This is a genomic window from Gottfriedia acidiceleris (assembly GCF_002128425.1).
Classification (GTDB): domain Bacteria; phylum Bacillota; class Bacilli; order Bacillales; family Bacillaceae_G; genus Gottfriedia; species Gottfriedia acidiceleris.
Map to the genome: position 1 here is coordinate 65,673 of NZ_NESS01000013.1, position 25,630 is coordinate 91,302.

Below are 25,630 nucleotides of genomic sequence, written 5' to 3' on the forward strand. Positions count from 1 at the left end.
TTTACTGTCTACTACAGGCATACACTTTCACTCTTTGAAATATTATCGTTTATTTGGTTTGCTTTTTTAACAATTTTTCCTCATGCATATTCACTTTTAAAAGTGAAACAAAACGAAATAACTCCAGTGAGAATATAATTCCACTTAACCAAACGGAACTGAATACAAACCCAGCTGCAATATCACTAGGCAATAAATGATGCAAATAGACGCTGCTAATCGAAAATAGTAAAACAACAAATATAAAAACGAAGAACATTACGATATTAAATAAATAAGCTTTATTATGTCGAATTAACATAATAATGAAGTAACCTAATATTGTCAAAATCAACATAGACTTTTCATTAGGAAAGTTTTTACTTACATTACCGCCGAGCATAAAGTTGAATATCCAAGGAATCCCTATGGATAGTATAAGAATTCCAACTAAACTAGCGATAAAAAAGAGCAATTCTAGCCATTTATTTTTGTTATTTATCAGGATTACTAAGATTGTAGCAAGCGAAATCGTCACTAAAACCTTCCATGTCGATAATGAATATATAAAGTTCATACTCCCATGCCAATGTTGATTAAATAAATTAAAAACAATGGTCTTAAATACGGAATTGAATTTATTAAATTCATTACTAATTGTGTCTTGAATTAACCCGACCATTAAGATAAAAAACGAAACGAGAAAAATTAAACAGATTAAGATGATTAATTTTATTTTCATGAAGCTTTTAAATCTCTTAAAACTTGATTCAAAAATTAATAGTAACGACTCTTTAATTATTTCCTTATTTGCTTTTACGACAAAAAAAGCGAGTACTATAAATCCTAATAATATGCTACCTAATACTAACCATTTTTTAATTTCCACTTGATAGATATCCCATTTAGGTCCCATGGCCTGCCCTAACCATATAAAGGTTCCAATCCAAAGAAATACACCTATATAAGAAAATATAGCAAAGGATCGATATGGTAATTTAATGATTCCAGAAATAATGCTTGCGAAATGTCTAATCCCCGGAATAAAGAAAGATACTAGTAATAATACCTTTCCATATTTTTCATACCATTTTGACATCTTTTCAATCTTTTCTGGACCCATATGTATATAGTGTCCAAATTTACGAAAAAATGGTGTACCAAGTTTATATCCTAACCAGTAAGAAATTGTTACCCCAACTACTCCTCCAAGGCCGGCAGAAATAATGGACAATACAATACTCATTTTCCCATGAAAACATAACACACCTACATAACTCATCAATGCTTCATTCGGAATTGGCACTATAATCAATTCCAACATCAATGATAAAAACAAGATGATATAGCCATACTCATTTAATAAATGGATGATTTCGTTCATATTAAGACCTCAATATTCAATACTCTTTAATGTAGTGATTATTTTCTCATATTATCTGGTAGTCTTTCAAGAACTAGACCATCTTAATTACAGCAGCAACAACGATTTTAACACTTTTACCACTAGCATTTTCACATCATGGTGATACTGTCATTTCACAAACTTTAGGAATTGTAGTAATAGGTGGAATGATCACCTCTACTTTAAATAGCTTTTTAGTCATACCAATAATTTATCAATGGTTGCATAAAAAACAGCCAAACAAGAAAGTAATTTCAACTGAGGAAGTTAATTCATTTTAATTGAATTAAAAGGTAACTCTTATTTTAGTTAGCTTTTCTATTTTATTTTTTAGGCTAATATCTTTTAGAGATTTTTAACCAAATAAATAAAAATCGTATAGTCAAAAACATTGACAAGCCGTATAGCTTGAACATATAAAGTGAATATAAATATCGATTGTTGTTGCAAAGATGAGAAAAATCGAAAGCATACCGGTGAGCATAAATGAGATTGCTGTACAGATCTAATAGTTAAATTATTAAGTGCTGTACAAAAGTCTTCATCTTCTTCTCGTTGTGATAATCAAATTATTATTAATATCCAAATTAACAATAAATGAGCTATTTCGATTAATTCAACTCAAACGTTGGCATAAAAAATAGAGTGAAGAAACTTATTGTTTCCCACTCTATTTTACTTATTGAAATCATTTTCCTCTGTTTTTGATTTGCCTTTTATCTCATCTAATGAATTAAAATAAAGCTCAATTTCATTCATTTTAAGTTGCACTTCTTCAATTGCATCCTCTAATATTTTCGTTAAATCGTTTTGTACTTGTTTAATAACTTCAACATTTTCAAGACCGTCTTTTTTGACAATACGTTTAACCTTTAGTTCTTCTATTGCCATCTTCATTTGGATCTTTGTAACAATCTCTTTCATTAAACGATTGACGTTTTTTTCAAAGAGTTTTTCTTTAGCCTGTTCTATTTCTGTTGTAGTATTTGATTGTTCGAATTTCAATCCATACACACCTCTTCATTAAATAATCACATATCAATATATGCAAAATTTTAGAAAGTGGTACAAGTTGTCATTAAAACCTTCTATTCTTTCTGTGAATAATTCGTATTAAACTCTAAATAACTTATATGAATTAATCTTTTGCCATTATTTCTTTATAATTGGTTTATTATAAAAATATACTTATATTACTCAATTAATGATTTACATTGTTTTATAATTTAACTACTATCTAATTAGTAAATAAAAGAAAGGTAGATTTGATGATATTCCATATTGATCCATCGTTATTATTAACTTTAATTGTATTTGGATTTTTAGCTGCTTTTATTGATTCCGTTGTTGGAGGCGGTGGGCTAATTACTTTGCCAGTATTATTATTTACTGGTCTTTCTCCAGCTGCTGCTGTCGCAACGAACAAATTAGCTGGGTCAATTGGCTCTTTAACGAGCACAATCATGTTCTATCGTTCTGGAAAACTTGATATAAAATCTGTCTATAAGTTATTCCCACTCACCTTTATTGGTTCCATTTTGGGAGCTTGGACGGTTCATTTAATTGACCCTACTGTTCTTAAGCCTCTTATGCTCGTTATGCTTGCAGCAGTTGCAATTTATACTATTTTTAAGAAAGATTGGGGAGATACGACTACCAATAAAAATCTGTCAGTTCCTCGTATTATTCTGTTTATGCTTTTAATTTTTGGTATAGGTTTCTATGATGGATTCATTGGTCCTGGAACTGGTTCATTCCTAATATTTGCTTTTTTAATGATTGGGTTTGATTTCTTAAAAGCTGCAGGCAACGCAAAGTTTTTAAATTTTGGTAGTAATATAGCTGCATTATTAATGTTTATGTACTTGGGACAAATCCATTATGCCTATGGTTTAGCAATGGGACTTGCACAAATAGCAGGAGCTATTTGCGGTTCAAAATTTGCAATTAAGCAAGGAAGTGGTTACGTTCGAATTCTTTTTATTACAGTAACCTTTATTTTGTTAGCAAAAAATACATTTGATTATCTTCATTGATTTTGTTTAAAAAACGGTTCTAGATTATAAATAAAAATGGTAAGCAAATTTTCATTGAATTTTGCTTACCATTTTTATTTTTGCCTAGATTATATTGCTTCTACAATAATAGATACTCCTTGTCCGCCACCAACACATAAGGTTGCTAAACCAATTTGTTTCTTTTGTCGTATTAACTCATGTAATAAAGTAACTACAATTCTTGTACCTGAACAACCGATTGGATGCCCTAATGCAATGGCACCACCATTTACATTAATTATCTCCTCTGATATACGTAATTCTTTATTTACAGCTAGCACTTGTGCAGCGAACGCTTCATTAATCTCTGCCAATTCAATATCCTGTATTGTTAGATTTGCTCGTTGCAGGGCTTTTTGTGTTGCTGGAACTGGCCCGATTCCCATAATAGAAGGAGCAACAGCCGAGCTTGCTACCGAACGAATTTTGGCAAGGGGTTTTAAACCATATTCTCTAACTGCTTGTTCAGATGCAACAATAACTGCAGCAGCTCCATCATTTAATGAAGAAGCATTTCCAGCTGTCACTGTTCCATTTTCTTTAAAAGCTGGTTTAAGAGCTTGTAGTTTTTCAAGACTAGTATTTTTTAAGTTCTCATCTTCTTTAAATAAAATGGGACCTTGCTTAGTTTTAATCGTAACAGGAATAATTTCGTTTTCAAATTTCCCTTCTTCTCTTGCCTTAATTGCTTTTAGCTGACTTTCCAAAGCATATGTGTCTTGCTCCTTACGAGATATATGATAATCTTCAACTAAATTTTCAGCAGTAACTCCCATATGGTAACCTTCAATTGCACAGTGAAGTCCGTCATGAAAAATTGCATCTACTGTCTTTAAGTCTCCCATTTTTTGTCCCCATCTTGCATTCATTACTAAATGAGGGACATTACTCATACTTTCAGTCCCTCCTGCAATTACAATATGTGAATCTCCTGCAAGTATTTGATGATAAGCTAATGTAATTGCTCGCATTCCAGATGCACATTGTTTATCGATTGTTATGGATGGTATAGAAACAGGTAAACCGGCCTTAATTGCTGCTTGTCTTGCTGGATTTCCTTTTAGCCCGGATTTTAGAACATTACCTAGTACCACTTCATCAACACATTCAGCAGATAGACCAGAACGTTGCCACACCTCTTTAACAACTGTTGATGCAAGTTGTACAGCACCTACATCTTTCAATGAACCACCGAAACATCCAATTGGTGTTCTTAATGCCTCTACTAAATATACATTCTGCATTCATGATCCCTCACTTCGTTAAATCTTACTCTTTAAAAGTTTGTTTTAAGCTACTTACACTTTTTCTTCAATCATCTTTCGGGTATAGGTAGTTACCCATTTCCTTGGCAGTATTCCAACAGATTTTGCCATCAGTTTATTTTTAAAACCTGGAATGATAACAGTTTTATTTTTCATTAAACCTTCAAAACCACACTTAGCAACTGCTTTAGGGTCCATTAAGTTTTTAATGAAAATTTTTGTTCCTGTTGAAGCAAGCCCCTCAGTAAGTGGTGTCTTTGTTGAAGGGGGACATAATACACTAACTTGAACCCCGGTTCCTTTAAGTTCTTCAGCTATCGCCTCTGTAAAAGATAAAACATATGACTTGCTTGCCCCATACATTGACATCCGTGGAGTTGGTTGAAAAGCCGCTGTTGAAGCAACATTTAAAATTTTACCGTGATTTCGCTTAATCATTTCATCCGCTATAAGTCTAGTTAAATAGGTTAAGGAAATCATATTTAGCTGCAAACATTCTATTTCTTTCTTAATATCTAATTCTGTCATTAATCCTAATCCGCCTGCCCCGGCATTATTAATCAATATATCGATATTGATTCCTTCCCTTTTTAGGTATGTATATAAGCTCTCTACGGTTTCATGATTACTTAGATCACCGACAAAAGTATTAACTTCTACTCTGTATTCCTTTTTTAAAAGGCCAGCTTGTTTTTCCAATAACACCTCATCTCTAGCAACTAAAACTAAGTTATAGCGATGTCCTGCGAAGATCCTTGAAAATTCCAATCCGATACCTTTTGAAGCACCTGTAATTAACACTGTTTCAGCTGGCATATATAGTTGAACCTCCTCTTTTTTGAATATTTAAAATTTTAAAAATATTAGTTCGTATCTAATTATACGCATAAGTAATAGTTAAATAAAATTAAAGAATTTGATTTACAAGTAAGTATTACTAATATATAAAAAACTTATGATTTTCATCTATAAGAAAAGAGAATCCTTTTCGTCACAGGACGTTTTAGATTCTCTTTTCATACACTATTTTTAAAATTTAGTCACATCAACAGGTTCGATTCCTTCAGCTGCACAATATTCGTAGTATCTATTTAAGAATGTTTCCCAATTATCTCTAGCAAGAATTTCGCCATCCTCACCGATATAGTCCAATGTTCCTTCTACAATATTAAAAGTAATGACATCTTCATCGCCTACAGCTGTAGGTGTATGTTTCGATCCAGCAGGCTCATATACCACATCACCTGGTTTAGAGATCCAAGACTCCTCTAAATATCTCCACGTTCCTTGAACAGTATATACAATAACCGTTCCAGGATGGAAATGTGCAGGGAGCTGCATTTTCGCAGGTACATATAATAATGTAAGTGTTTGCCCTGTTACAGGGTTTGCTTTAAGTAATTTAAACTTTGAATCACCAAAATATGGAATCCAAGGCAACTCATCTACATTAATATTTCCAGCATGGTGTACTATTACTTCTTTTACATCTTTAACATTACTCACTTAAATCCCCTCTTCCAATCTTATGTTTATTAAATTCGGCTATAGTAGTCCCTTACTTCGGTAAGCTGACTAAAAGCTATTTCGAATTCGTTATTATCAGTATATTTATAATTTTCTGTAAAGTAAAATTAATATTTTTAACTTGTATATAAGTTTGGCTAATTTACATTCCTATTTACTTTGATAAAATTTACTTAGCACCAAGACCACCATCAAGAACTAAAATTTGTCCTGTACAATAGTCAGATGCTGCTGAAGCAAAGTAAAGGGTTGCACCTACTAAATCATGATCACTACCTAACCTTCTAAGTGGCACTTGAGTAGCAATGAATGGGCCGGCTTTATGTACAAGAGTTCCAGGTATTTCTGGGTTATTCATTCCTGTTGTGAAAACTCCCGGAGCAATTGAGTTTACATAAACACCGTGGCGCCCCCACTTAACTGCTAAGTCCTTCGTTAAAGTCATTACGGCTCCCTTACTTGTTGTATAACCGACAGAATCCACAGCTTCAGGGTCAACACCTTTAAAGCCTATACTAGAAGAAATATTGATGATTTTGCCGTATTCATTATTGATCATATGTTTACCAACTGCCTGACACATTAAAAAAGTTCCTGTCACATTCGTATCAAGCATAGACTGCCATTGTTCTAAAGGCATTTCTGTTGCTGGCGTTTCAAAAACTGTTCCACTACTATTTACTAAGATTTCGATGCTTCCAAATTGAGAAATAACTTTTTCTAATCCCTTTTCAATCGATTCGGGACTAGTTACATCCACAGATATAGCTAATGCTTGTCTTCCTAATTCCACTATCTCTTTCACGACTTCTTCACAAACTTCTAAACGACGAGAACAAATTACTACATTTGCTCCTGCTTCTGCTAAAGCTAATGCCATTACACGTCCTAGCCCACTTCCGCCTCCTGTAACGACCGCTGTCTTTCCTGTTAAATCAAACAATTGTGCTAATTGCATTCTACTCCTCCTCCTAAATTTTAGAATATTCTAATTTTTAAAAATCTTATTGATATTGATTATACATATAAATTATAATGAAAAAAAATTAAAAAATTTAATATGTATGTTAGTATCACTAATATTCAAAAAAGGGGTCAACCATGAATATTGAACAATTTATTTATATTGTTGAAGTTGCAAAATACAGTTCCTTGTCAGTAGCTGCACAAAATCTACACGTGACTCAGTCAACAATTAGCCAGTCCATAACTAACTTAGAAAAAGAGCTAGATATTAAAGTATTTAAACGTTCTCGGGGGCATGGTGCTGTCCCAACTGATGAAGGCAGAGTCATTTTAAAGCTTGCTTATGAAGTTCAAAAAAAACTTGAAGAAATAAAGGAGGCAGCTAACCTATTTAACTCCGCCGAGGTGGGTGAGCTTAACATATCTTCTTTACCTGGCTTAATGACATTTCTCGTTAAAGCAATCTCTACATTTAGTCATGATTATCCTCATGTAAATCTTGAGGTTACTGAAAAAAGTGGTACATCAGTGATTGATGATGTTAGACAGCATAAGACTGATTTTGGACTAATTACATATTCAAGGGATTTAGGGGTAAATATGGAAGGGATCTCTTTTGAAGCACTCCTTGATGGCAAGCAGAAAGTTTACGTTTCTAAGCATTCTCCTTTAGCTATACTTGGTACCGTAACCCCAGAAGAAATTCTTGATCAAACGCTTGTCATATATAAAGGCGAATTAATGCAATATTTTATTCAAGATTTTTTTATTAAATATAAACCTATGAAAATTCTATTTACAACAAATAATATGGCTGGACTTCTCCAAGCCGTCAATGAAAATTTAGCGATTACATTTGCCCCTGATTTTGTCATGCAAAATTATCCATCGGTTATTAATGGTGATATTATTCCAATCGATTTAGTGAACCATAATACTGTTAATATTTCTTTAGGATTAGTTCGTTCAGAAGATAAACATTTATCTACATATGCAAACAAATATATTAGTTGTTTAAAAACGGAAATTATTAAAAATTAAAAAAGAGAAGCAACTGCGTTCGAAATGGACGCGGAGCTTCTCTTTTAATTTGAATCTATCGTATCTTAGCTTGATATCAGGAATTAATATTCTGTTTAATTTTGTCTTCAATTTCCTTTTCAATATAGTCATCAGCGTAAGTTTCAGTTATTTTATCCTGGCAGCTCCAACAGTTGCTTCGATTTCTCTCCATAATGGATAATTCTTCATGACATTCTACACAGCAATCAATTCCATCTAAGACCTTCTTATTTTTGCACATTTTAATTCCCCCTCGATTAAATCATCGTTTTTATAAAATGACTTGTTCTTCTACTTTGATCGTAGTGCTTGTTTGATTCGCAGGGCGCACAGCAATCCAAAATAATAACCCAAAAACAAACATAACTAAAGATGTAACCAAAAATCCGTAACCATATCCTATTGACTCACTTCCTGCTTTTTCAATAAAATTCCCAAATATAACAGGAGCAATAATACTCGTGGAACTTGAAAGAGCAACATAGGTCCCTTGCGCTTTTCCAATGTTTTTAGGTGAAAAGAACTCCATTAACATTGCCGGTGCGAGTGAAAGAATGACGATTGCAAATCCCGGTGCAAGGATGAAGAACAGGATGGAGATCGCACTTGTACTTGCGACGCTACCAACATATAAACAAATAGCGGATAACATCATTGAAATTCCTGCAAGATTTATTCTTGCCTTACGAATATCCTGTGTTTTGCGGTAAATTCGGTCTGATATTAAGGCAAATGCAATTTGGCAAATGGCCGCGAAGAGAAAAGGGAAAGACACTGCCATTTTTAATGTTTTACCATCAAAGTGTTGAACTTTCGAAAAGTATGCTGGAAACCAAACCGCTTGAACAGACAATAGCCAATACGCACAACCTGCACAAATTGCGGTGAAAATAAAGTTTTTAGAAAAAATATGTGGAAAAAACTGCCTCCAAGAAACCTTATGTGGGATCATTGTGTTTTTATCCTCTTGTTCATATGTAGAGATCCCGATATCTTTTGGGCTTTCTTTTCCAAAAATCATCCATAAAAGTAAAACAATAAATCCGACCGCACCCATTGCTACAAAGGCAGCTCTCCAACTATATTGATTAATTAGAGAGATTAATAGTGGAGATGCAATTGCAGGTCCGATTGTTGCTCCAAAGAGAACTGCACCAAAACCAATTCCATGTCTATGCTTTGGAAACCATTTTCCAATTATTGAAGTTGAAATTGAAATGGCTGGCCCTTCTCCTGCTCCTAATATCATTCTTGAAAACATTAATAGAGATAAACTAGATACAAAAGGTGTTGTAAATTGAACGGCTAACCATATTAACATAATCCAAGTAAACATCTTTTTCGTGTTTTTAGTATCAGCCATGCCACCAAGAATAAAGGAAGAGATGGTAAAAAACCAAAAAAATGAGCTTCCTACTAATCCCCATTGTGATGGGCTTAAATGAAGTTCTTTCATTAATGGAACTGAAACTAAACCTATTATGATTTTATCAACTTGATTGACCATGCCAGAAGCAACTAGAATTAATAAAATAATCCAAGAATATTTTGGTGTGTTCAAATAAATCTCCCTTTCTTTCCTTCTAATTATTGAACATCTCTAAAAAGCAACTTGTTTTCTGACTAAAACGGTTATAAAAAATTAACAATTCTTCTGTTTCTGAAAACGCTTTCAATATTGCTATATCGCCTTTTCTACCAAACTACAAAGCTCCCTTCCCCCCCTTATTTACATAGATTCATAACCTAAATATCATTAAAATATTCTTTATATTTATTATATTCATAATTTTCAGTTAAATAAAATTAAACATTTTTACTTACATGTAAATACTACTAATATATAAAATATATACCGTTGTACATATGGAATTTAAAGACCACATTATATTAGCACAACTAAATTACAAATTAAAATCTTTAATTTTATATAAATATTATCTATAGGTAGAATTAAGATAGAAATGCGTAAATACTAAATCATTCAATTTTTTTTTAGTATGATTGAATCTAACTGGAGGCTAAACAATGGACTTAAAATTATCAGGAAAAAAAGCACTTATTGTTGGGGGTAGCCGAGGTATTGGTAAAGCTGTTGCCCGCCAGCTAGCTCTTGAAGGTGTAGATTGCACGATTTGTTCAAGAAATGAAGTCACATTAAGACTAGCCGCAGAGGAACTGGCACAAGAAACAAATCGAAACATATATCCAATTGTGGCAGATACTACCGATCCAGACTCTATCTTAAATCTAGTAGAAAAATCAGCAGCAGTAATGGGAAGCATAGACATATTAGTTAACAGTGGTGCCCGCGTAGGTGGACATGAGCCAGAAGACTTTAATAGTATTAAAGAAGAGCTTATTATAAAAGATTTTGAAGAAAAATATATGGGTTATTTTCGTAGTATTAGAGCTGTTGCACCATATATGATTGAAAATAAGTGGGGTCGAATTATTAATATAAGTGGACTAGCTGCTAGGATTGGAGGCAATTATTTTAGCTCTGGTCCTCGTAACGCATCTGTCGTCCATTTAACAAAATCTGCATCAATGGAATTAGGAAAGCATGGAATTAACGTCAATGCAATTTATCCTGGAATTGTTGATACCGAAGCTTTTAGAGACAAAGTAACTAATGAAGAAGCAATTCAACATGTAAAATCATTAAACTCTCTCGGTCGCTTGATTACTCCAGAGGAGATTGCTTACGTCGTTACGTTCCTAGCATCTCCATTATCAACATCTATTACCGGAGAAGTAATTCCAGTAACTGGCGGCATTGGGAATACCGTATATTTCTAATATACTAGTTGGAAATTATTTTAACTGCTTCATAGTTTATAAGTTAATTATTAAAGAAAAAGAGCTTCATTCATAGTTTAATGAGGCTCTTTTCATTTTAGATTTTTAGTGAATTACTTACTGTACGTAAAAATTTATCAATCTTAGAAACTGTTGATTCAATATTGTTTGAAAAAATAGCAACATGTGCAAAATAGCCATGAATCATTCCGGATTCACAAGCATATTCAACATGGACTCCGAATTTTTCCAACCGATTAGCATAAGCCAATCCCTCATCACGGAGGACATCATTTTCCGCAGTAATGATTAATGCTTGCGGGAGGTTACTTAAGTCTTTTGCTATCAACGGAGAAGCGTACTCATCCGTCTTGTCCTCTTCATTTCTTAAATAATGAGTTCGGAACCAAACTAGCTGTTCTCTATCTAAACCAAATCCTTTTGCAAACATTTGATGTGATTCTGTATTAAACTCAAGATTTGTTGGAGGATAGATTAAAACTTGTCCAGCAATGTTGGGACCCTTTCTGTCTCTTGCAATCATGGTAACGACTGTAGCAAGATTTCCACCTACACTATCTCCACCAACGATCAATCTAGAGACATCCCCATTAAAGGAAAAACCATTTTCATAAACCCATTCCAAAGCAGAATATGCATCTTCCACTGCAGTCGGAAACTTATATTCTGGTGCAAGTCGATAGTTTACGGATACAACAATGCTGTTTGTCCTATTGGCAATTATGCGACAGCTTGCGTCCGTCGATTCAATATCTCCTAGTACCCATCCACCACCATGGTAGTATATGAATAATGGAAAAGGGCCAGAACCTTCTGGTATGTATACTCGACAATTAATTTCTTCTTCATTACTTACCGCAATCATAAAGTCTTCTATTTTTGATAGTGTTTCTAAATTTATAAGAGGACGTGGTGACTTTGATAACATTTCTCTTACGGTTTTAGGATCTAGTTCATGAATAGGTGGCATCTGCTTTAATGCATTTAAAAACTTCTCTGCTTGTGGATCTAACTTAGCCAAACAACATCAACCTCTTTCGCTTTAATTTACTTCACCAAAACTTTTATCCAGACAATTAGTCAATCTAAATGATAAATTGGTGATCTTATCCACGTTATTACTTGAATAAAATCACCAATTATTAAAATTAAAAAATCATATCAATTTAAATTCTCACTAATTCTTTATCTATTTACGGGTGTCCCACCAATATAAAACTCAAAATCTGGAGCAATTTTACGACCATTTGGCATCATAAGCCATAATCTTAATAGATGACGTTTTTTGTCATCTTCCTCGTAATCTTCAAAATGAGTACGTGAATGAAAAACAGTATAATTATTAACGAATTGTATGTCACCTGGTTCCATCATCATATCGATATGGAAGTTTGGATCATGAGTAAGGGAATCAATAAAATCAAATGCTTCAATCTCCTCTTCCGACAAGTAGATACCTGTTTTCATTTGTGCTGATTGGACATATTGGCGAATATATCTGCAGCTTAATTTCCCATCGAAATAGCTAAAAATCGGCGATTGAACGACAGGTGATTGACCTGGCGTTTCCTCTCCACGAAGGTCATGAGCAAATGAACGATAAAGAATTTCAAGATACTCTGGATGCTTTTCTAGAATCTCATTATAGATAGACATCGCACTTGCGATACTGCTTAAACCACCAGATTTTGCTTTACGAAGACATAGTAATCCTACTACATCAGCAAGATCTGTATGGTAATCAAGATGGACATTCGTTTGATAACCACGTACTTTTGTATTATCGTTAAAGTCTTTACCTACATTTTTAATATGACCTAGAAGTTCTCCATTTTTACTTTGTATGATTGGTAGCCCTAAGTGGAGTCCAAGCCCCCAGTAAATAATACTTGCTTCCTCATCCGTAAATCGATCTATTGGCAATCCGCGGATTAATAAAAATCCTCTTCCATTCTCTAACTCGTCAACAAAGTATTTAATTTCGTCAGATAGATCAGGAAGTGGAAAATCTTCCTTTTTAAAATCAGGTGCTTTTAGCCCCCTTTGTTGAACATGTAATAAGGCCTTCTCAAGAGCAGCAATTGTTGTGTCGTTCAAAAAATAGATCCATGAATCATCTTTAGCTAAATCAATACCTTTCCATGCAGACCGTCCTTGAATTTTTTCATTTAAAATGATTGACATTAAAGCTCCTCCTTTGAAATTGAAGATTACTAAACTAATAGTCAAATTAAAATTATTATTTTCAACTTATATTTCTCCTTACTTGTAGACCATGCTTTAACTACTCATTTGCTCCCCAGACTCATTTATTACGTTTCTTTGATTTGCGGGATGTACACCAAGCCAAAATGCAATTCCTATAATCAGCATTCCAAATGAAGAAATTTGAAACGCATAATTATAACCAATTGCTTCAGTCAGAGCATGTTGAATACAGTATCCAAAGACTAAAGGAGCAATGATACTAGATATACTTGCAAGAGCAATGAATGCCCCTTGCGCCTTTCCAATGTTATGAGGAGAAAAGAATTCCATCAATATAGCAGGCGCAAGTGAGAGTATTACATACGCAAAACCAGGTGAAAGAGTAAAGAAAACAATAGACATAGAAGCTGAATTTACCGTAATCGCTAGATATAAACAGATAGCAGATAATATCATCATGAGACCTGCAAGATTAATGCGGGCTTTACGAATATTGCCTGTTTTACGGTAAAGACGATCAGATAGCATTGCAAATCCAATTTGGCAAAAAGCTGCAAAAAGAAAAGGCAATGATACGGCTAGTTTTAATGTCTGATCGTCAAACTGTTGAATTTTTGTAAAGTAGGACGGGAACCATACTGCCTGAATGGACAATAACCAATATGCACAACCACCACACAAAACGGTTAATATAAAGTTTTTAGAAAATAGATGCGGAAAAAACTGTCGCATTGAAACTTTAGGAATGGTGGAAGACTGGCTCTCCGTTTGGTGAATTGCTGATAGTCCAATTTCTGTTGGACTTTCTTTACCGAAAATTAACCATAAAACTAACACAATCAGTCCTAGAGCACCCATCACTAAAAATGCCGATTTCCATCCTTGCTTATCAATTAAAGATATTAATAGTGGGGAAGCAATTGCCGAACCCCCGGTCGTTCCTAAAAGAACCGCACCAAAACCTATACCATGCCTATGTTTTGGGAACCATTTTCCCATGATTGCCGTAGAAAGAGCTGGGGCTGGACCTTCACCTAATCCTAAAAACATTCTTGTTATCAAAAGCAAAGTTAGGCTAGAAGCAAAAGGAGTTACAAACTGAACAATTAGCCAAATAAATGATAGCCATGTCAACATTTTTTTCGTATTTTTCGAATCAGCCATTCCTCCAAGTATCATTGAGGAAAATGTAAAAAACCAAAAAAATGAGCTTCCAACAACTCCCCATTGCGTTGGACTTAAATGTAATTCTTTCATTAAAGGAACTGAAACCAAACCAATGATAATTTTATCGACTTGGTTGATCATACCGGTAAGAACTAGAAATAATAAGATTACCCAAGCGTACTTTGGAGTTTTTGACATACAAGTAAATCCTCACTTTTCACTATTTAAGGAACACCTTTTCCAAAAAAAGAAAAGGTGCACACACTCATTCTTACTGAAGTAAAATTACTTTAAAGTTTCAACAATACCGCCCGCTGTTTTATTACGAGCAGGTACACCGCCACGACCCGGTTTTCCAGTATTTTCGTCAAAAAACATTGCGAAATCAGGAGAAATTTCACGGCCATTTGGCATCGTGAGCCATAATCTTAGTAAATGGCGTTTTTGATCTAGTTCTTCGTAATCTTCATATTGAGTTCGTGAATGAAGCACCGTATAATTGTTGACAAATTGCATATCGCCTGGCTCTAGCATCATATTGAAATGTAAATTTTCATCATGAAGAAGAGAATCCAGTAAATCTAATGCTTCGATTTCAACTTTTGATAACTGGATACCAGTTTTTGATTGTGCTGATTCGATAAATAAACGAACATATCGGCAACTTAGTTTTCCATCATAGTAACTAAAAATTGGTGAAGTAAATATTGGCGATTCCCCTGGCCCCTCTTCTCCACGGCGATCAAAGTTAAACGGACGACAAAGTATGCCTAAATATTCAGGGTTCTTCTCTAAAATCTCATTGTAAACTGCCATCGAGCTTATAATGCTACTCTCTCCCCCTGATTTCCCTTTACGTAGACTTAACAAACCTACTACATCAGAACCATCAGCGTGAAAAGGAAGATGCAGTTTCGTTTGGTAACCACGAACGTTTGAATTTTCTAAACTAAGACCTTGATCTCTAACGTGCCCTAAGAGTTCACCATTAGCATTTTGCGATACTGGAGTACCCATATGAAGGCCGAGACCCCAATAAATGATGCTCGCTTCTTCATCTGTATATCTTTCAATCGGTAATCCTCGAATTAATAGAAATCCTCTTCCATTCTCAAGTTCCTCAACAAAGTAATCAATTTCATTTAAAAGATTTGATACTTTGAAGTCTTCTTTGTTAAAATTTGGTGCTTTTAACCCCTTTTGTTTAACATGGGCTAGTGCATTTTCAAGCTCAACAATTGTTTCCTCAGATAAGTAATAAATCCAAGATTCATCTTTTGCTAGGTCTGTTCCTTTCCAAGCTACTGACCCTTTAACCTTTTCCTTTAAAATTGTTGACATAATGAATCCTCCCTTTATGAATGATTTATTTGTTTACTTTACTTCAGTCAATTCTCTTAACTCTCTGCGCAAAATCTTTCCAGTTGAATTCTTTGGTAGCTCTTTAAAAAATTCTATATATTTAGGAAGCTTGTATTTAACTAGCTTATCTTTACAAAAATGAATAATATCGTTTTCTGTAAACTGTTCATCATTAACTACGACGTATGCTTTTACACTTTCTCCGTATTCCTTATTAGGTACACCAACTACTGCTGCCTCAACAACTGCGGGATGTTGATATAGTACTTCTTCCACTTCACGAGGATAAACATTGTAACCTCCAACAATAATCATGTCCTTCTTTCGGTCAACAATGTAGATGTATCCATCTTCATCCATTGTTGCGAGATCACCGGTGTAAAACCACCCGTTTTTAAAAGCGGCCAATGTAGCTTCCTGCATCCCTAAATACCCCTTCATTACATTTGGTCCTTGAACAACTAATTCTCCAACCTCACCTCTTGGCAATTCTTCTCCAAATTTATCTACTACTTTGCTTTGAACAGCTGGAATATTTCTACCGATTGATCCTGGTTTCCGAATTCCTTTTAATGGATTAATTGCAACAAGTGGCGCTGTTTCCGAAAGTCCATATCCCTCTAATATAGGTACGTTGAACTTACTTTCAAATTTTTGCAGAAGCTCTACAGGAATCGAAGCACCACCTGAAATACATATACGAATGGATTTGAAATAATCTGACGAAGCTTCAGGTAATTGATTGATAAAATTGTACATCGTAGGAACTCCTGCAAATACAGTGGCATTTCTTTTTTGTATGGTACCTACTACATCGCCAGGACTGAATTTAGGCTGAATTAAAACTGTTGAGCCACAAGCAATCGGTGCGTTTAAACAAACTGTCATACAGAAAACATGAAACATTGGCAAAACGGCAATGACTCGGTCGTTTTCGTCTAGTTCAAGTAAGTTTGAAATAGAGTCTGCATTCGATGCTAAATTTCGATGTGTTAACATTGCACCTTTTGGTTTCCCTGTAGTACCAGATGTGTACAGAATGACTGCAAGATCTTCTTGATCAACGACTGGACATGCAATTAAATGTGTGCCCGATGTCATAAGATGCTCCCATGTCCATTCCTGATTCTTTGGTTCGGTATAAATGACTAAGTTTAGATTTACCAACTGTTTCTTTACCTCTGAAAACTTCGCCTCCAAAGATCCATGAGCAATAACTGCTTTGGCTTGACTATTTTCTAATATGTAGCTGATTTCTTCTTTAGTAAACAAAGGATTAATTGGTACAACAAATGCACCTAGTCGTAAGATTCCATAGTAAGCAATGAGAAATTCTGGGCTATTTCCTAATAAAAGTGCAACTCCATCTCCTTTGCTTATTCCTTGTGCAGACAAACCTGCAGCAAATTGATTTACCTGCTGATTTAATTCCCTGTAGGTAACACAATGATCACCATAAATATAAGCGAAGCATTCTGGGAAATTAATTGAGCTTCTTTTCAAGTTTTCGTATAAGTTATTACTCATTAAGTGAATCCCCCCTTTCCAACTACTTGGAATTGTTTTATAAATTAATTATTTTGAATATTAAAAATATTACTACACTAAGTATACTCATAAATAAAAATGAAATAAAATTAAAGATTTTAATTTGTATGTAAGTCTTACTAATATTGAGATTAGTTCGTTATAATAAGGCTCCTATAAAACTCACTTCTGGAGTTTCGCCTTCACCCCATTGAACTTGCTCGAAAATTAAAAAACAAAGCCCAAACATAATAAGGCTCTGTTTTTTTATATACGTCTCCTCCTTACTATCGGATTTACTTATCATAACTATAATAATAATTTATTTTCCTTATAGTAAATGATTCGATACGATAATAATATAAAACGTCACGAGGAGATGAACACGATGGAACAAAAAGCAATAATCATTACAAATCCTAATCAAAATAATAAACCTTCTAAACAGTTAAATGTATCAATGATCTATGGAGTTGCTTTTACATTCATCATAGCAGTTTTAGGTTTTCTGTTGGCAAAAGTACCAGGCTTCGATCATGTTGGACCACTTGCATGTGCCATTTTACTTGCTTTAGTGTATAGACAATTTTTTGGTTATCCTGAAAAATTACGCGTAGGAATTCAATTTTCTTCAAAAAGACTTTTAAGATTTGCCATCATACTGTACGGATTAAAACTAAACATGGTTGTCATTTTTAATGATGGTTTGCCTTTATTACTGAAAGGTTTGGGAACTATCATATTTTCGATTGTTGTACTTATGGCTATTGCAAAATGGCTTAAAGCAGATCTTAATTTATCTTTATTGCTAAGTATCGGCACTGGCATTTGTGGAGCTGCTGCAATTGCAGCCGTATCACCAATTATTAAAGCAAAAGATGATGACACAGCTATGGCGGTTGGAATCATCGCATTAGTCGGCACAATATTTTCCATCATTTATACTTTAATCTATCCTTTATTACCAATTAGCCCAACTGAATATGGTGCGTGGGTCGGAATAAGCCTTCATGAAATTGCCCATGTAGCTTTAGCAGCTGCCCCTGCAGGTCAAGATGCGCTTGCTCACGCATTGCTAGCCAAACTTGCCCGTGTATTTCTATTAATTCCAGTTTGTTTTATCCTTCTATTCTGGATGAAACGGAAAGGAAAATTAAACGGAGAAGCAAAACTGGAGTTCCCATGGTTCTTAATTGGCTTTGTTATAATGAGTTTTGTAGGAAGTTACATCCTTGGTCAAAAGATTCCGATATCAAATAAAACTATGTCAGACATAGCCGTTTTTACATCATTTATATTAACAATGTCTATGACTGGTTTAGGATTAAATATTAACTTAAAAGAATTACGGACAAAATCGATTCGTCCGCTTATTGCAATCGTCATTACATCTATTCTCTTATCTTTTGTAACATTTTTTAGTCTATAACTTGATAAAAAAAATCAGAGAAACGATATTATGTTTCTCTGATTTTTTTACTATAATATTTTCGATTTTTTCTGCTTTGCTTTCTTCATTGAATTTAATAAAAATCCACCTTTAAACCTTCTCGCTTCATATGAAATAATAAAAGCGCTCGGTTCATACTGCTCAATTAGTTCCATGAGTTCCGGTTCTCTGTTACGTTTTGTCAATATATCTAATTGATAACGCTCGCTGTCTCTTCCTTCTCCTTGGAACACTGTCACTCCAAATCCTTCCTCGCGAAGTCGGTTAATCAGTAATTTATTTTTGTTCGTCAAATTAACTACTAATGTTGTATAGCCAATTGCTAAGCGATTTTCTACGTAACTTCCAATTAGAATGCCAATACCAAATCCAACTGCATAAACAATCATTGATAATGTACTTTGGTCTCCCGAAAAAACAAGCGACAATCCAAAAACATAGATTATAGCTTCTATAAAGCCAAATAACGCGGCAGCCATACTCAATCCTTTAACAAGGAAGATGGTTCTTAATGTTAAGATTGGTACATAGATCAATTGCAATAATAAAATAAGTAAAATATCTTTCAATTTTGACACCTCAAAGTTTAAAATTAGGAACACTAGATATGTAATTCATTTCATCCTAAGCCTTTTCTTTTAAACTTTTTTTAAGGTATTAAAGTTGAAAGCCTAGTTGAAAATTATTTTAATAATAATTGCGAATTGATGAGCACTCGATGTTAGCTTTTTACTTTTTTGGCTCATCCTCTTCTTGAATTATTATCCAGTTGTAGTACTTAATTCAACTGTTTCTTTTAAATTCCTGCTCTTCTTCAAGGACATTCTAAATAATACCGTCATAAAAATCCCAATAATGCCCGCGGATGCACAGAAGGTAAAGTAAGCATTATAACCACCGTGACTTCCGTAAGTCTTAAACAACACAATATTTGCGATTGGCATTAAAATATCCGGCAAATAACCTATAAATGAAACAAATCCAATTGCTAAACCTAGAATCTTTTCATCGATTTTACAGTCACCTAGCAACGACCAATAAAGACCTCTAATTGTGTAAATTAATAATCCATTTAATACTACTAAAACATTAAAGTAAATATGGGGCAATGTAATCGGTAAGGTTGAAATTGTAATTAAAGAAATAGCAGATAAGCTTAAAGCAATTGTTAAAATAATACTCTTTCCAAATTTATCACCTAAAAATCCACCTAATATTCCACCGATTGGCCTCATCCAAAGCATTAATACAGTAACCTTCCCTACAGTTGCTGCATCAATTTTTATATTCGTTTGTAAAAATCCACCTTGATAATATACTGCCCAAGTAACAATATATGACATAAATATAATGCCACCAAGTAACCAAATAAACTTATTACTGAAAACCTTTTTAAAATCTTTAACGTTGATTTTTTTAATGCCTTGTTTAGATAAAGTTTTTTCATCTTTTGAAGTAGGACGATCCTCTTTTACAAAGATTAGGATAAGACCGGACACCAATATAAGCATAATGGAGTACATATAAACAACATATTGTAAAGCTTCTTTCTTATGTACGGTTTGTGAACTATCACCTAATACGCTTGTAAAAATAAATAATGCAATACTAGCTAAAATTGCCTCTATTAATCCACGACCACCATCCAAGGCACCAAAGAATCTTCCTTCTTCTTCCTTTTTAGCAATTAACTTTACAAGCTTTAAATGAGCTGCCCAAAAGGTGAATACTGAAAAGAATCCCCAAATTCCAAAAATAACTAAAACCATTGGGTAGCTCGGAACTTGAGCAAACCATAATCCAGTAAGGCCACAAACTAAAAGTGAAATGAATAAAAGTTTCTTAGCTGAAAACTTATCAGCGAGCCATCCACTTGGAGAATATCCGACGAGATAAGCTACACCCAATACAGAAAATATACCATTTAATTGTTTAAGAGATATTCCATAAACTTCTAAAATTGTTTCTTGATAGTTTGTTTTTAAATAGATTAGTGGAAATATTGAGCCTGCTGCTAATACAATAAGGAAAAACTGAAAATACCTTTTGTAATTTTTCTCCATAAAAAGACTCCTCTTCTTAACTAAATATTGGATAAGAAAGTTTTAAGATCTCATCAGTATGTATTCTTACATTCTTAACAACTGACTCGTTAATTCGATTGTAAAACTCGTTATTCTTTTTGTTTGGAATAAATGTTTTTTGTGTTTTAATCATTTTACTTATTGCCTCATAAAAATCTTTATAAACAGATAAATGCTGGCATACACATATAGCTGCTCCTAGACAAGCACTACTGCTTCCTTCACGTCTATGTAATGGTTTTCCAAAAAGATCAGCGATAATTTGCATCATCAAATCACTTTTCGATCCACCACCCAAGACGACTATTTCACTTAACTTTCCATCGATTTCATCCAACATATCATCAATATTATTTTTGACGTTAAATGCAATCGCTTCCAAGATTGAGCGATAGATGTGATATTTAGTGTGACGTTGATCAAAACCAATCATAATACCTTTTCGATAAGGAATAGATGGTGAAGCCAACCAGTCAAGGATTGTAATTAGACCATCGCTTCCCACAGGAACATCTTGTGCTTTACGATTCAAAAACTCCTCTTCCGATACACCCATTTTTCTAGCTTCAGTAACAAGTTCTTCACCAATTAATTTTTTAAACCAACTTACAGTCCACATACCTCTTCTTATGCCATTTGTTTCATAAACGTATTTAAAAGGAATACAAGCTAGTGTAGAGAAGTAATTTTTAGTATTTTCAGAATTTTTACCCCTTAATAGCATAGCCGATATAAATGTTCCAAGAGAAATCATTATTGTACTTTCGTCCTTAATTCCAGAGCCCAAAACCTCTACAGCTTTATCATTTGCTGTTGCTACTACCGGTATATCTGAATTAAAACCGAATTCACTTATAAGTTCCTTCCTTAAAATCCCTAACTTTTCACCAGGTTTGACAAGTTCAAATACCATATCTTTTTTTAAACCATTGGCTTTAAAGTCTTCATCATCTTTAGACCAATCTAATGTTTTATGATCCAATGGCCAATGAACTTCATAATTTGAAGCGGTATCAACAAATTCTCCAGTCAATCTGAAACCTAGATATCCAGAAGTTGTCGTTACATACTTTACTTCATCATCAATATGTTCATATGGCCTAGCAAGTCTGGAATCCATCCAGCTTATCACTGGATAAGCTAGATTACCATCCTCTTTTAATAAAACACGACAACATCTAATTGTACATAAGCCAATTCCGGCAATCTCTTTAGGATTGCCAGAAAAATCAGCTAAACAATTTTTCATTGCTGCATACACACTATCCCATAAATCATCATCGGGATGTATTACTACACCTGGTTCAGGCGATAAAGTTTCTTTTAATTGAAAGGAACCAAAAGCAACTTCATTTCCTTCCATATCATAAATGGCCACTTTTATACTTTGCGAACCATTATCTATCCCCATTACATACTTGTTCATACAAACACCCCAATTAAACGATTATAAATATTTTTTTCCTTCCTCTTGAGGGAAAATTGTGCCAAAGTTCATGATGCCATTAGGGTCAAAAGCTTCTTTTAATTTTTCTAACATATAGTAAGCAGAACCATGCTCCTGTTCTGTCCACTCGTTACGATATTTTCCAATACCATGGTGATGACACATTGAGCCACCAAGCTTTAATGTTTCTTCTATAATAATAGAATGAATTGGATGATGATAAATTCTCATTTCATCTTCTGGTGCACAGTTAATATTGTAGTTGTAAACAAAATACATATTTGTTCCGTTTAAATAACTATGAGATGAGTGTCCGCCTAGCATTGTTACATCTTCAATTCTATCAAACTCTTCTCTTACTCTTTTCATTACATTATGATAAATTTGAATGATGCTTTCCCAGTCAGCTGATACTTCAGTTGTAAAACCATCGTGCTTATTAAAATCAACCATTCTTTGGATTTCATTATCAATATGCTCTTGAGACCAATTCAAGTGACTAAACCAATCTTCAATTAGTTGATCTTCAACTTTTTCAATAATTCCATCTTCGTATTTAGAAACCGCTTCTTCAATCGCTTCAGTTGTCGCTTTGACAATACCTTTTGGTCCTTCTGACATAAAAATTAGTACACATTTGTCTTTAAAGAAATGTGAGAAATGCTGTCTTGCATCTTCTTCAGAATATACTCGTGCAACTGACGGTCTAAATCCGTTAGTCATTACTTCTCTTAAAACTTTAATACCAGTATCCATATCCTTAATTAAATAACCATGAAAAACATTGTTTTCAGGATAGTATTTAAATATTTTAACGGTAACTTCAGTTATATAACATAATGTTCCTTCATTTCCAATTGCAATATGTCGAATATCTGGTCCACCAGCTCTTCTTGGTACATTTTTAATTTTAGAAATATGTCCGTTTGGAAATACACATTCTAATCCTACAACCATATCCTCAATAGCACCGTATAAAGTTGAGAATTGCCCTATACTTCTTGTTGCCAGTAATCCACCAAATTGTGCTACTGGTTTTGATTGAGGTGAGTGACCTGTAGTGTAGCCAATTTTACGTAACTCATCTTCTAAAACTTGTAGTTTCACACCTGCTTGAACTGTTGCTTGCATATTATACTGATCAATTTTAATAATGTTATTCATTTTTGATCCATCGATTACGATCGCTAAATCCTTCCAGTTTTCAAGCCCACCTTCAGTAGCAGTTTTTCCACTTCTAGGAATGACATTGATTCTGTTTTTATCACAGAATTTCAAAAGTGATTGAACTTCTTTAGTAGAGTGTGGATATACGATTGCCATAGGCATTGGAACATCAAGAACCTTTTTAGCTTTCGCATACTTTTTATATCGATCTGCTGATGCATCATGTAGAGCTTCATGTTCTGTAACTATTTGATCGACAGAAATAATAGATTCTAATTCTTTTACTAATTGCTCTTTAACCTTCGTATTTTCGTCTTTTAATAATTGTTCTTTAGTCATCGGTATATTACTCCTTTGTATTATTTCTATTTTCCGTTATCTTACTAAGTATCCACCATCAACATTTAATAAAATGCCATTTACATAATTCGAAGCGTCTGAAGCTAAAAATACAACTGCACCCATTAAATCTAAAATATTTCCCCATCTATTTGCTGGAATATGATCTAGTATTCGTTGATTTGCTACAGGATTAGCTCTTGTCTCAGCAGTTACTGCAGTAGCAAAGTATCCAGGTGCAATTCCGTTAACTTGAATATTAAATTGAGCTAGTTCATCACAATAAGCTTTTGTAAAACCTGCTAAACCATGTTTAGTCGCAGCATATGCTGGTGACCATTGTCCTCCAAGATATGAAAATAACGAACAAGTATTTATGATTTTTCCACTTTTTTGCGGAATCATATACTTTGCCACTTCATGAGATAATTCAAATCCAGCTGTTAAATTAATCGCAACCATTTTATCCCATTGAAGTCTAGTAAACTTCGTAACATCAGGTTCGTTTATACAAATACCTGCATTATTCATGAGAATATCTATTTTTCCGTATGTATCAATACATTCTTCTGCTATTTCTTTACAAGCGCCCTCTTTCGTAACGTCTGTAATCATTAGATGGTAACGAACACCTTCTGACTCAATCAGTTTTTTTGTTTCTCCATCATCATCAGCAATGCTAACTGCAAAAATGTCTGCTCCAGCTTTTGCAAGTGCTAATGCAAAACCTTGGCCTAATCCAGAATTTCCTCCTGTAATCATAGCAACTTTACCTTTTAAGCTAAAGAAATCCATTGAGAAATCATTAATACTAACTTTTTCAGTATTCATGCTTTATACCATCCTCTTAATCTTTTGTTTTAACAAGGTCAATAATACAATAGCAATTTCAAAATGTAAACGAATTCATGTGAAAATTTTCTTTATTTTTTATTTTTTTAAGTATTTTCGGAAAATTTTCCATTTTATTTCATATCTATTATTGACTAAAAAAATACTATAGATTAAAATATTTTCAAATTACTAGAAATGAGAGACCGTATGATAAATATAAATATAAATAAATTAAATGAGATCGAGCTTTCTGTTCATAATAAACTTTCTAAAATGATTCCAACTAACGCTAACATTAAAATATTAGAAGCTGCTAACTATTGCGAAGTGTCTCCTTCTAAGGTTTCAAAACTAGTAAGAAAATTAGGGTTTGAGAGCTTTAAACAATACAAGCAATTTTTTAGTGGCCAGCAAATGCCTATAGAAAACAAAAAAATTTCAAGTGAAATAGATCGATTAAAAAATTTTCTAGAAAACTTTGACTCCGTTCTGATTGATAATTTCTTAGACTTATTTAACAAATACGACAGAATTGTTTTTTTCGGCCTAGGGCCATCATTTATTTGCATTGAATACTTTGCTTATAAACTCACTTTAGTATCAGGAAAAAATATATCTGTGGCTCAAAGTGAATCTTATGCCCAACATTTGGCTGATGAGGAAACACTTTTTGTCATCTTTTCAGTAACTGGTAAGTTCACTTCTTTCGAGAACCTTATTAATGGAGTAAAAGCTCGTGGGGCGAATATATTAATGATTTTAGAGGAGTACAACACTTCATTAGCTTTAGAAATAGATAATATATTTTACTTAACAAATTCGACACAAGATGAAAGTCTTTTACCGTTTGAGAAAACTCGTACTGTATTTTTTATTTTCATAGAAGAAGTTATTGCAAGATTAATGTCAGAAAAAGATGAAAACAACTTAGAAAAGATATAATAACGCTGAAATTGAAAGC

At 33.6% G+C, this 25,630-nt stretch carries 24 protein-coding genes; 6 read left to right on the top strand and 18 right to left on the bottom strand.

Going from position 1 to position 25,630, the window contains the following annotated elements; genetic code table 11:
• Positions 1-49: 49 nt before the first annotated feature.
• A complete protein-coding gene (locus B6K90_RS18825) occupies positions 50-1,363 on the bottom strand; it encodes a VTT domain-containing protein (protein WP_088014309.1) in 1,314 nt (437 codons plus the stop codon).
• A 104-nt stretch (positions 1,364-1,467) separates the two neighbouring features.
• Between B6K90_RS18825 and B6K90_RS18830 the strand changes: the two genes are divergently transcribed.
• Complete coding sequence (locus B6K90_RS18830; RefSeq protein WP_235821849.1) at positions 1,468-1,665, top strand: efflux RND transporter permease subunit; 198 nt, start codon at positions 1,468-1,470, stop codon at positions 1,663-1,665.
• 394 nt (positions 1,666-2,059) lie between these two features.
• Here the strand turns inward: B6K90_RS18830 and B6K90_RS18835 are convergent, their stop codons facing one another.
• Positions 2,060-2,389: a hypothetical protein gene (locus B6K90_RS18835; protein WP_088014310.1), complete on the bottom strand. Its 330-nt coding sequence runs from the start codon at positions 2,387-2,389 to the stop codon at positions 2,060-2,062.
• A 263-nt stretch (positions 2,390-2,652) separates the two neighbouring features.
• Between B6K90_RS18835 and B6K90_RS18840 the strand changes: the two genes are divergently transcribed.
• The gene (locus tag B6K90_RS18840; protein ID WP_088014311.1) at positions 2,653-3,420 is read left to right on the top strand and encodes a TSUP family transporter; all 768 of its coding nucleotides are present in this window, start codon (positions 2,653-2,655) and stop codon (positions 3,418-3,420) included.
• 89 nt (positions 3,421-3,509) lie between these two features.
• Here B6K90_RS18840 and B6K90_RS18845 read toward each other — a convergent pair whose 3' ends face one another.
• From B6K90_RS18845 to B6K90_RS18860, 4 genes are all read right to left on the bottom strand, one after another.
• The gene (locus tag B6K90_RS18845) at positions 3,510-4,685 is read right to left on the bottom strand and encodes a thiolase family protein (RefSeq protein WP_088014312.1); all 1,176 of its coding nucleotides are present in this window, start codon (positions 4,683-4,685) and stop codon (positions 3,510-3,512) included.
• Positions 4,686-4,739: 54 nt separating this feature from the next.
• Positions 4,740-5,522 (bottom strand): SDR family NAD(P)-dependent oxidoreductase, encoded by a 783-nt coding sequence (locus tag B6K90_RS18850; protein WP_088014313.1) that lies wholly within the window; start codon positions 5,520-5,522, stop codon positions 4,740-4,742.
• A 213-nt stretch (positions 5,523-5,735) separates the two neighbouring features.
• Positions 5,736-6,212, bottom strand: a complete 477-nt coding sequence (locus B6K90_RS18855) for a 2,4'-dihydroxyacetophenone dioxygenase family protein (protein WP_088014314.1) — start codon at positions 6,210-6,212, stop codon at positions 5,736-5,738.
• Between the two features lie 190 nt (positions 6,213-6,402).
• Positions 6,403-7,191 (bottom strand): SDR family NAD(P)-dependent oxidoreductase, encoded by a 789-nt coding sequence (locus B6K90_RS18860; protein ID WP_088014315.1) that lies wholly within the window; start codon positions 7,189-7,191, stop codon positions 6,403-6,405.
• A 143-nt stretch (positions 7,192-7,334) separates the two neighbouring features.
• On the opposite strand from B6K90_RS18860, the gene B6K90_RS18865 reads away from it, so the two are divergent.
• Complete coding sequence (locus B6K90_RS18865) at positions 7,335-8,240, top strand: LysR family transcriptional regulator (RefSeq protein WP_088014316.1); 906 nt, start codon at positions 7,335-7,337, stop codon at positions 8,238-8,240.
• 76 nt (positions 8,241-8,316) lie between these two features.
• On the opposite strand, the gene B6K90_RS18870 is transcribed toward B6K90_RS18865, so the two are convergent.
• Both B6K90_RS18870 and B6K90_RS18875 read right to left on the bottom strand, forming a co-directional pair.
• Positions 8,317-8,502, bottom strand: coding sequence for a hypothetical protein (locus B6K90_RS18870; RefSeq protein WP_088014317.1), 186 nt, complete (start codon positions 8,500-8,502; stop codon positions 8,317-8,319).
• A gap of 30 nt (positions 8,503-8,532) precedes the next feature.
• On the bottom strand, positions 8,533-9,822 hold the full coding sequence (locus tag B6K90_RS18875; RefSeq protein WP_088014318.1) for an MFS transporter: 1,290 nt from the start codon (positions 9,820-9,822) through the stop codon (positions 8,533-8,535).
• Positions 9,823-10,289: 467 nt separating this feature from the next.
• On the opposite strand from B6K90_RS18875, the gene B6K90_RS18880 reads away from it, so the two are divergent.
• A complete protein-coding gene (locus tag B6K90_RS18880; RefSeq protein WP_088014319.1) occupies positions 10,290-11,063 on the top strand; it encodes an SDR family NAD(P)-dependent oxidoreductase in 774 nt (257 codons plus the stop codon).
• A gap of 97 nt (positions 11,064-11,160) precedes the next feature.
• On the opposite strand, the gene B6K90_RS18885 is transcribed toward B6K90_RS18880, so the two are convergent.
• The 5 genes from B6K90_RS18885 to menE form a co-directional block, all read right to left on the bottom strand.
• Positions 11,161-12,105 carry an alpha/beta hydrolase gene (locus B6K90_RS18885; RefSeq protein WP_088014320.1) on the bottom strand — a complete coding sequence of 315 codons (945 nt, stop codon included), beginning with the start codon at positions 12,103-12,105 and terminating at the stop codon, positions 11,161-11,163.
• A 164-nt stretch (positions 12,106-12,269) separates the two neighbouring features.
• On the bottom strand, positions 12,270-13,268 hold the full coding sequence (locus B6K90_RS18890; RefSeq protein WP_088014321.1) for a TauD/TfdA family dioxygenase: 999 nt from the start codon (positions 13,266-13,268) through the stop codon (positions 12,270-12,272).
• Positions 13,269-13,364: 96 nt separating this feature from the next.
• Positions 13,365-14,657 (bottom strand): MFS transporter, encoded by a 1,293-nt coding sequence (locus tag B6K90_RS18895; protein ID WP_088014322.1) that lies wholly within the window; start codon positions 14,655-14,657, stop codon positions 13,365-13,367.
• Positions 14,658-14,744: 87 nt separating this feature from the next.
• Positions 14,745-15,800, bottom strand: a complete 1,056-nt coding sequence (locus B6K90_RS18900) for a TauD/TfdA family dioxygenase (RefSeq protein WP_088014323.1) — start codon at positions 15,798-15,800, stop codon at positions 14,745-14,747.
• 33 nt (positions 15,801-15,833) lie between these two features.
• Complete coding sequence (gene menE / locus B6K90_RS18905; protein ID WP_088014324.1) at positions 15,834-17,348, bottom strand: o-succinylbenzoate--CoA ligase; 1,515 nt, start codon at positions 17,346-17,348, stop codon at positions 15,834-15,836.
• 388 nt (positions 17,349-17,736) lie between these two features.
• Here menE and B6K90_RS18910 point away from each other — a divergent pair, with 388 nt between their 5' ends.
• Positions 17,737-18,777: a YeiH family protein gene (locus B6K90_RS18910; RefSeq protein ID WP_088014325.1), complete on the top strand. Its 1,041-nt coding sequence runs from the start codon at positions 17,737-17,739 to the stop codon at positions 18,775-18,777.
• Positions 18,778-18,827: 50 nt separating this feature from the next.
• Here B6K90_RS18910 and B6K90_RS18915 read toward each other — a convergent pair whose 3' ends face one another.
• The 5 genes from B6K90_RS18915 to B6K90_RS18935 all read right to left on the bottom strand — a co-directional run bounded on the left by B6K90_RS18915 (position 18,828) and on the right by B6K90_RS18935 (position 24,666).
• Positions 18,828-19,367, bottom strand: coding sequence for a DUF2179 domain-containing protein (locus B6K90_RS18915; protein WP_088014326.1), 540 nt, complete (start codon positions 19,365-19,367; stop codon positions 18,828-18,830).
• Between the two features lie 192 nt (positions 19,368-19,559).
• Positions 19,560-20,861: an MFS transporter gene (locus tag B6K90_RS18920; RefSeq protein WP_088014327.1), complete on the bottom strand. Its 1,302-nt coding sequence runs from the start codon at positions 20,859-20,861 to the stop codon at positions 19,560-19,562.
• A gap of 16 nt (positions 20,862-20,877) precedes the next feature.
• On the bottom strand, positions 20,878-22,308 hold the full coding sequence (locus tag B6K90_RS18925; protein WP_088014328.1) for an FGGY-family carbohydrate kinase: 1,431 nt from the start codon (positions 22,306-22,308) through the stop codon (positions 20,878-20,880).
• A gap of 21 nt (positions 22,309-22,329) precedes the next feature.
• Positions 22,330-23,835, bottom strand: a complete 1,506-nt coding sequence (locus B6K90_RS18930) for an FAD-binding oxidoreductase (protein WP_088014329.1) — start codon at positions 23,833-23,835, stop codon at positions 22,330-22,332.
• 36 nt (positions 23,836-23,871) lie between these two features.
• On the bottom strand, positions 23,872-24,666 hold the full coding sequence (locus B6K90_RS18935) for an SDR family NAD(P)-dependent oxidoreductase (protein WP_088014330.1): 795 nt from the start codon (positions 24,664-24,666) through the stop codon (positions 23,872-23,874).
• 210 nt (positions 24,667-24,876) lie between these two features.
• Between B6K90_RS18935 and B6K90_RS18940 the strand changes: the two genes are divergently transcribed.
• Positions 24,877-25,611, top strand: a complete 735-nt coding sequence (locus tag B6K90_RS18940; protein ID WP_167555430.1) for a MurR/RpiR family transcriptional regulator — start codon at positions 24,877-24,879, stop codon at positions 25,609-25,611.
• Positions 25,612-25,630: the final 19 nt, after the last annotated feature.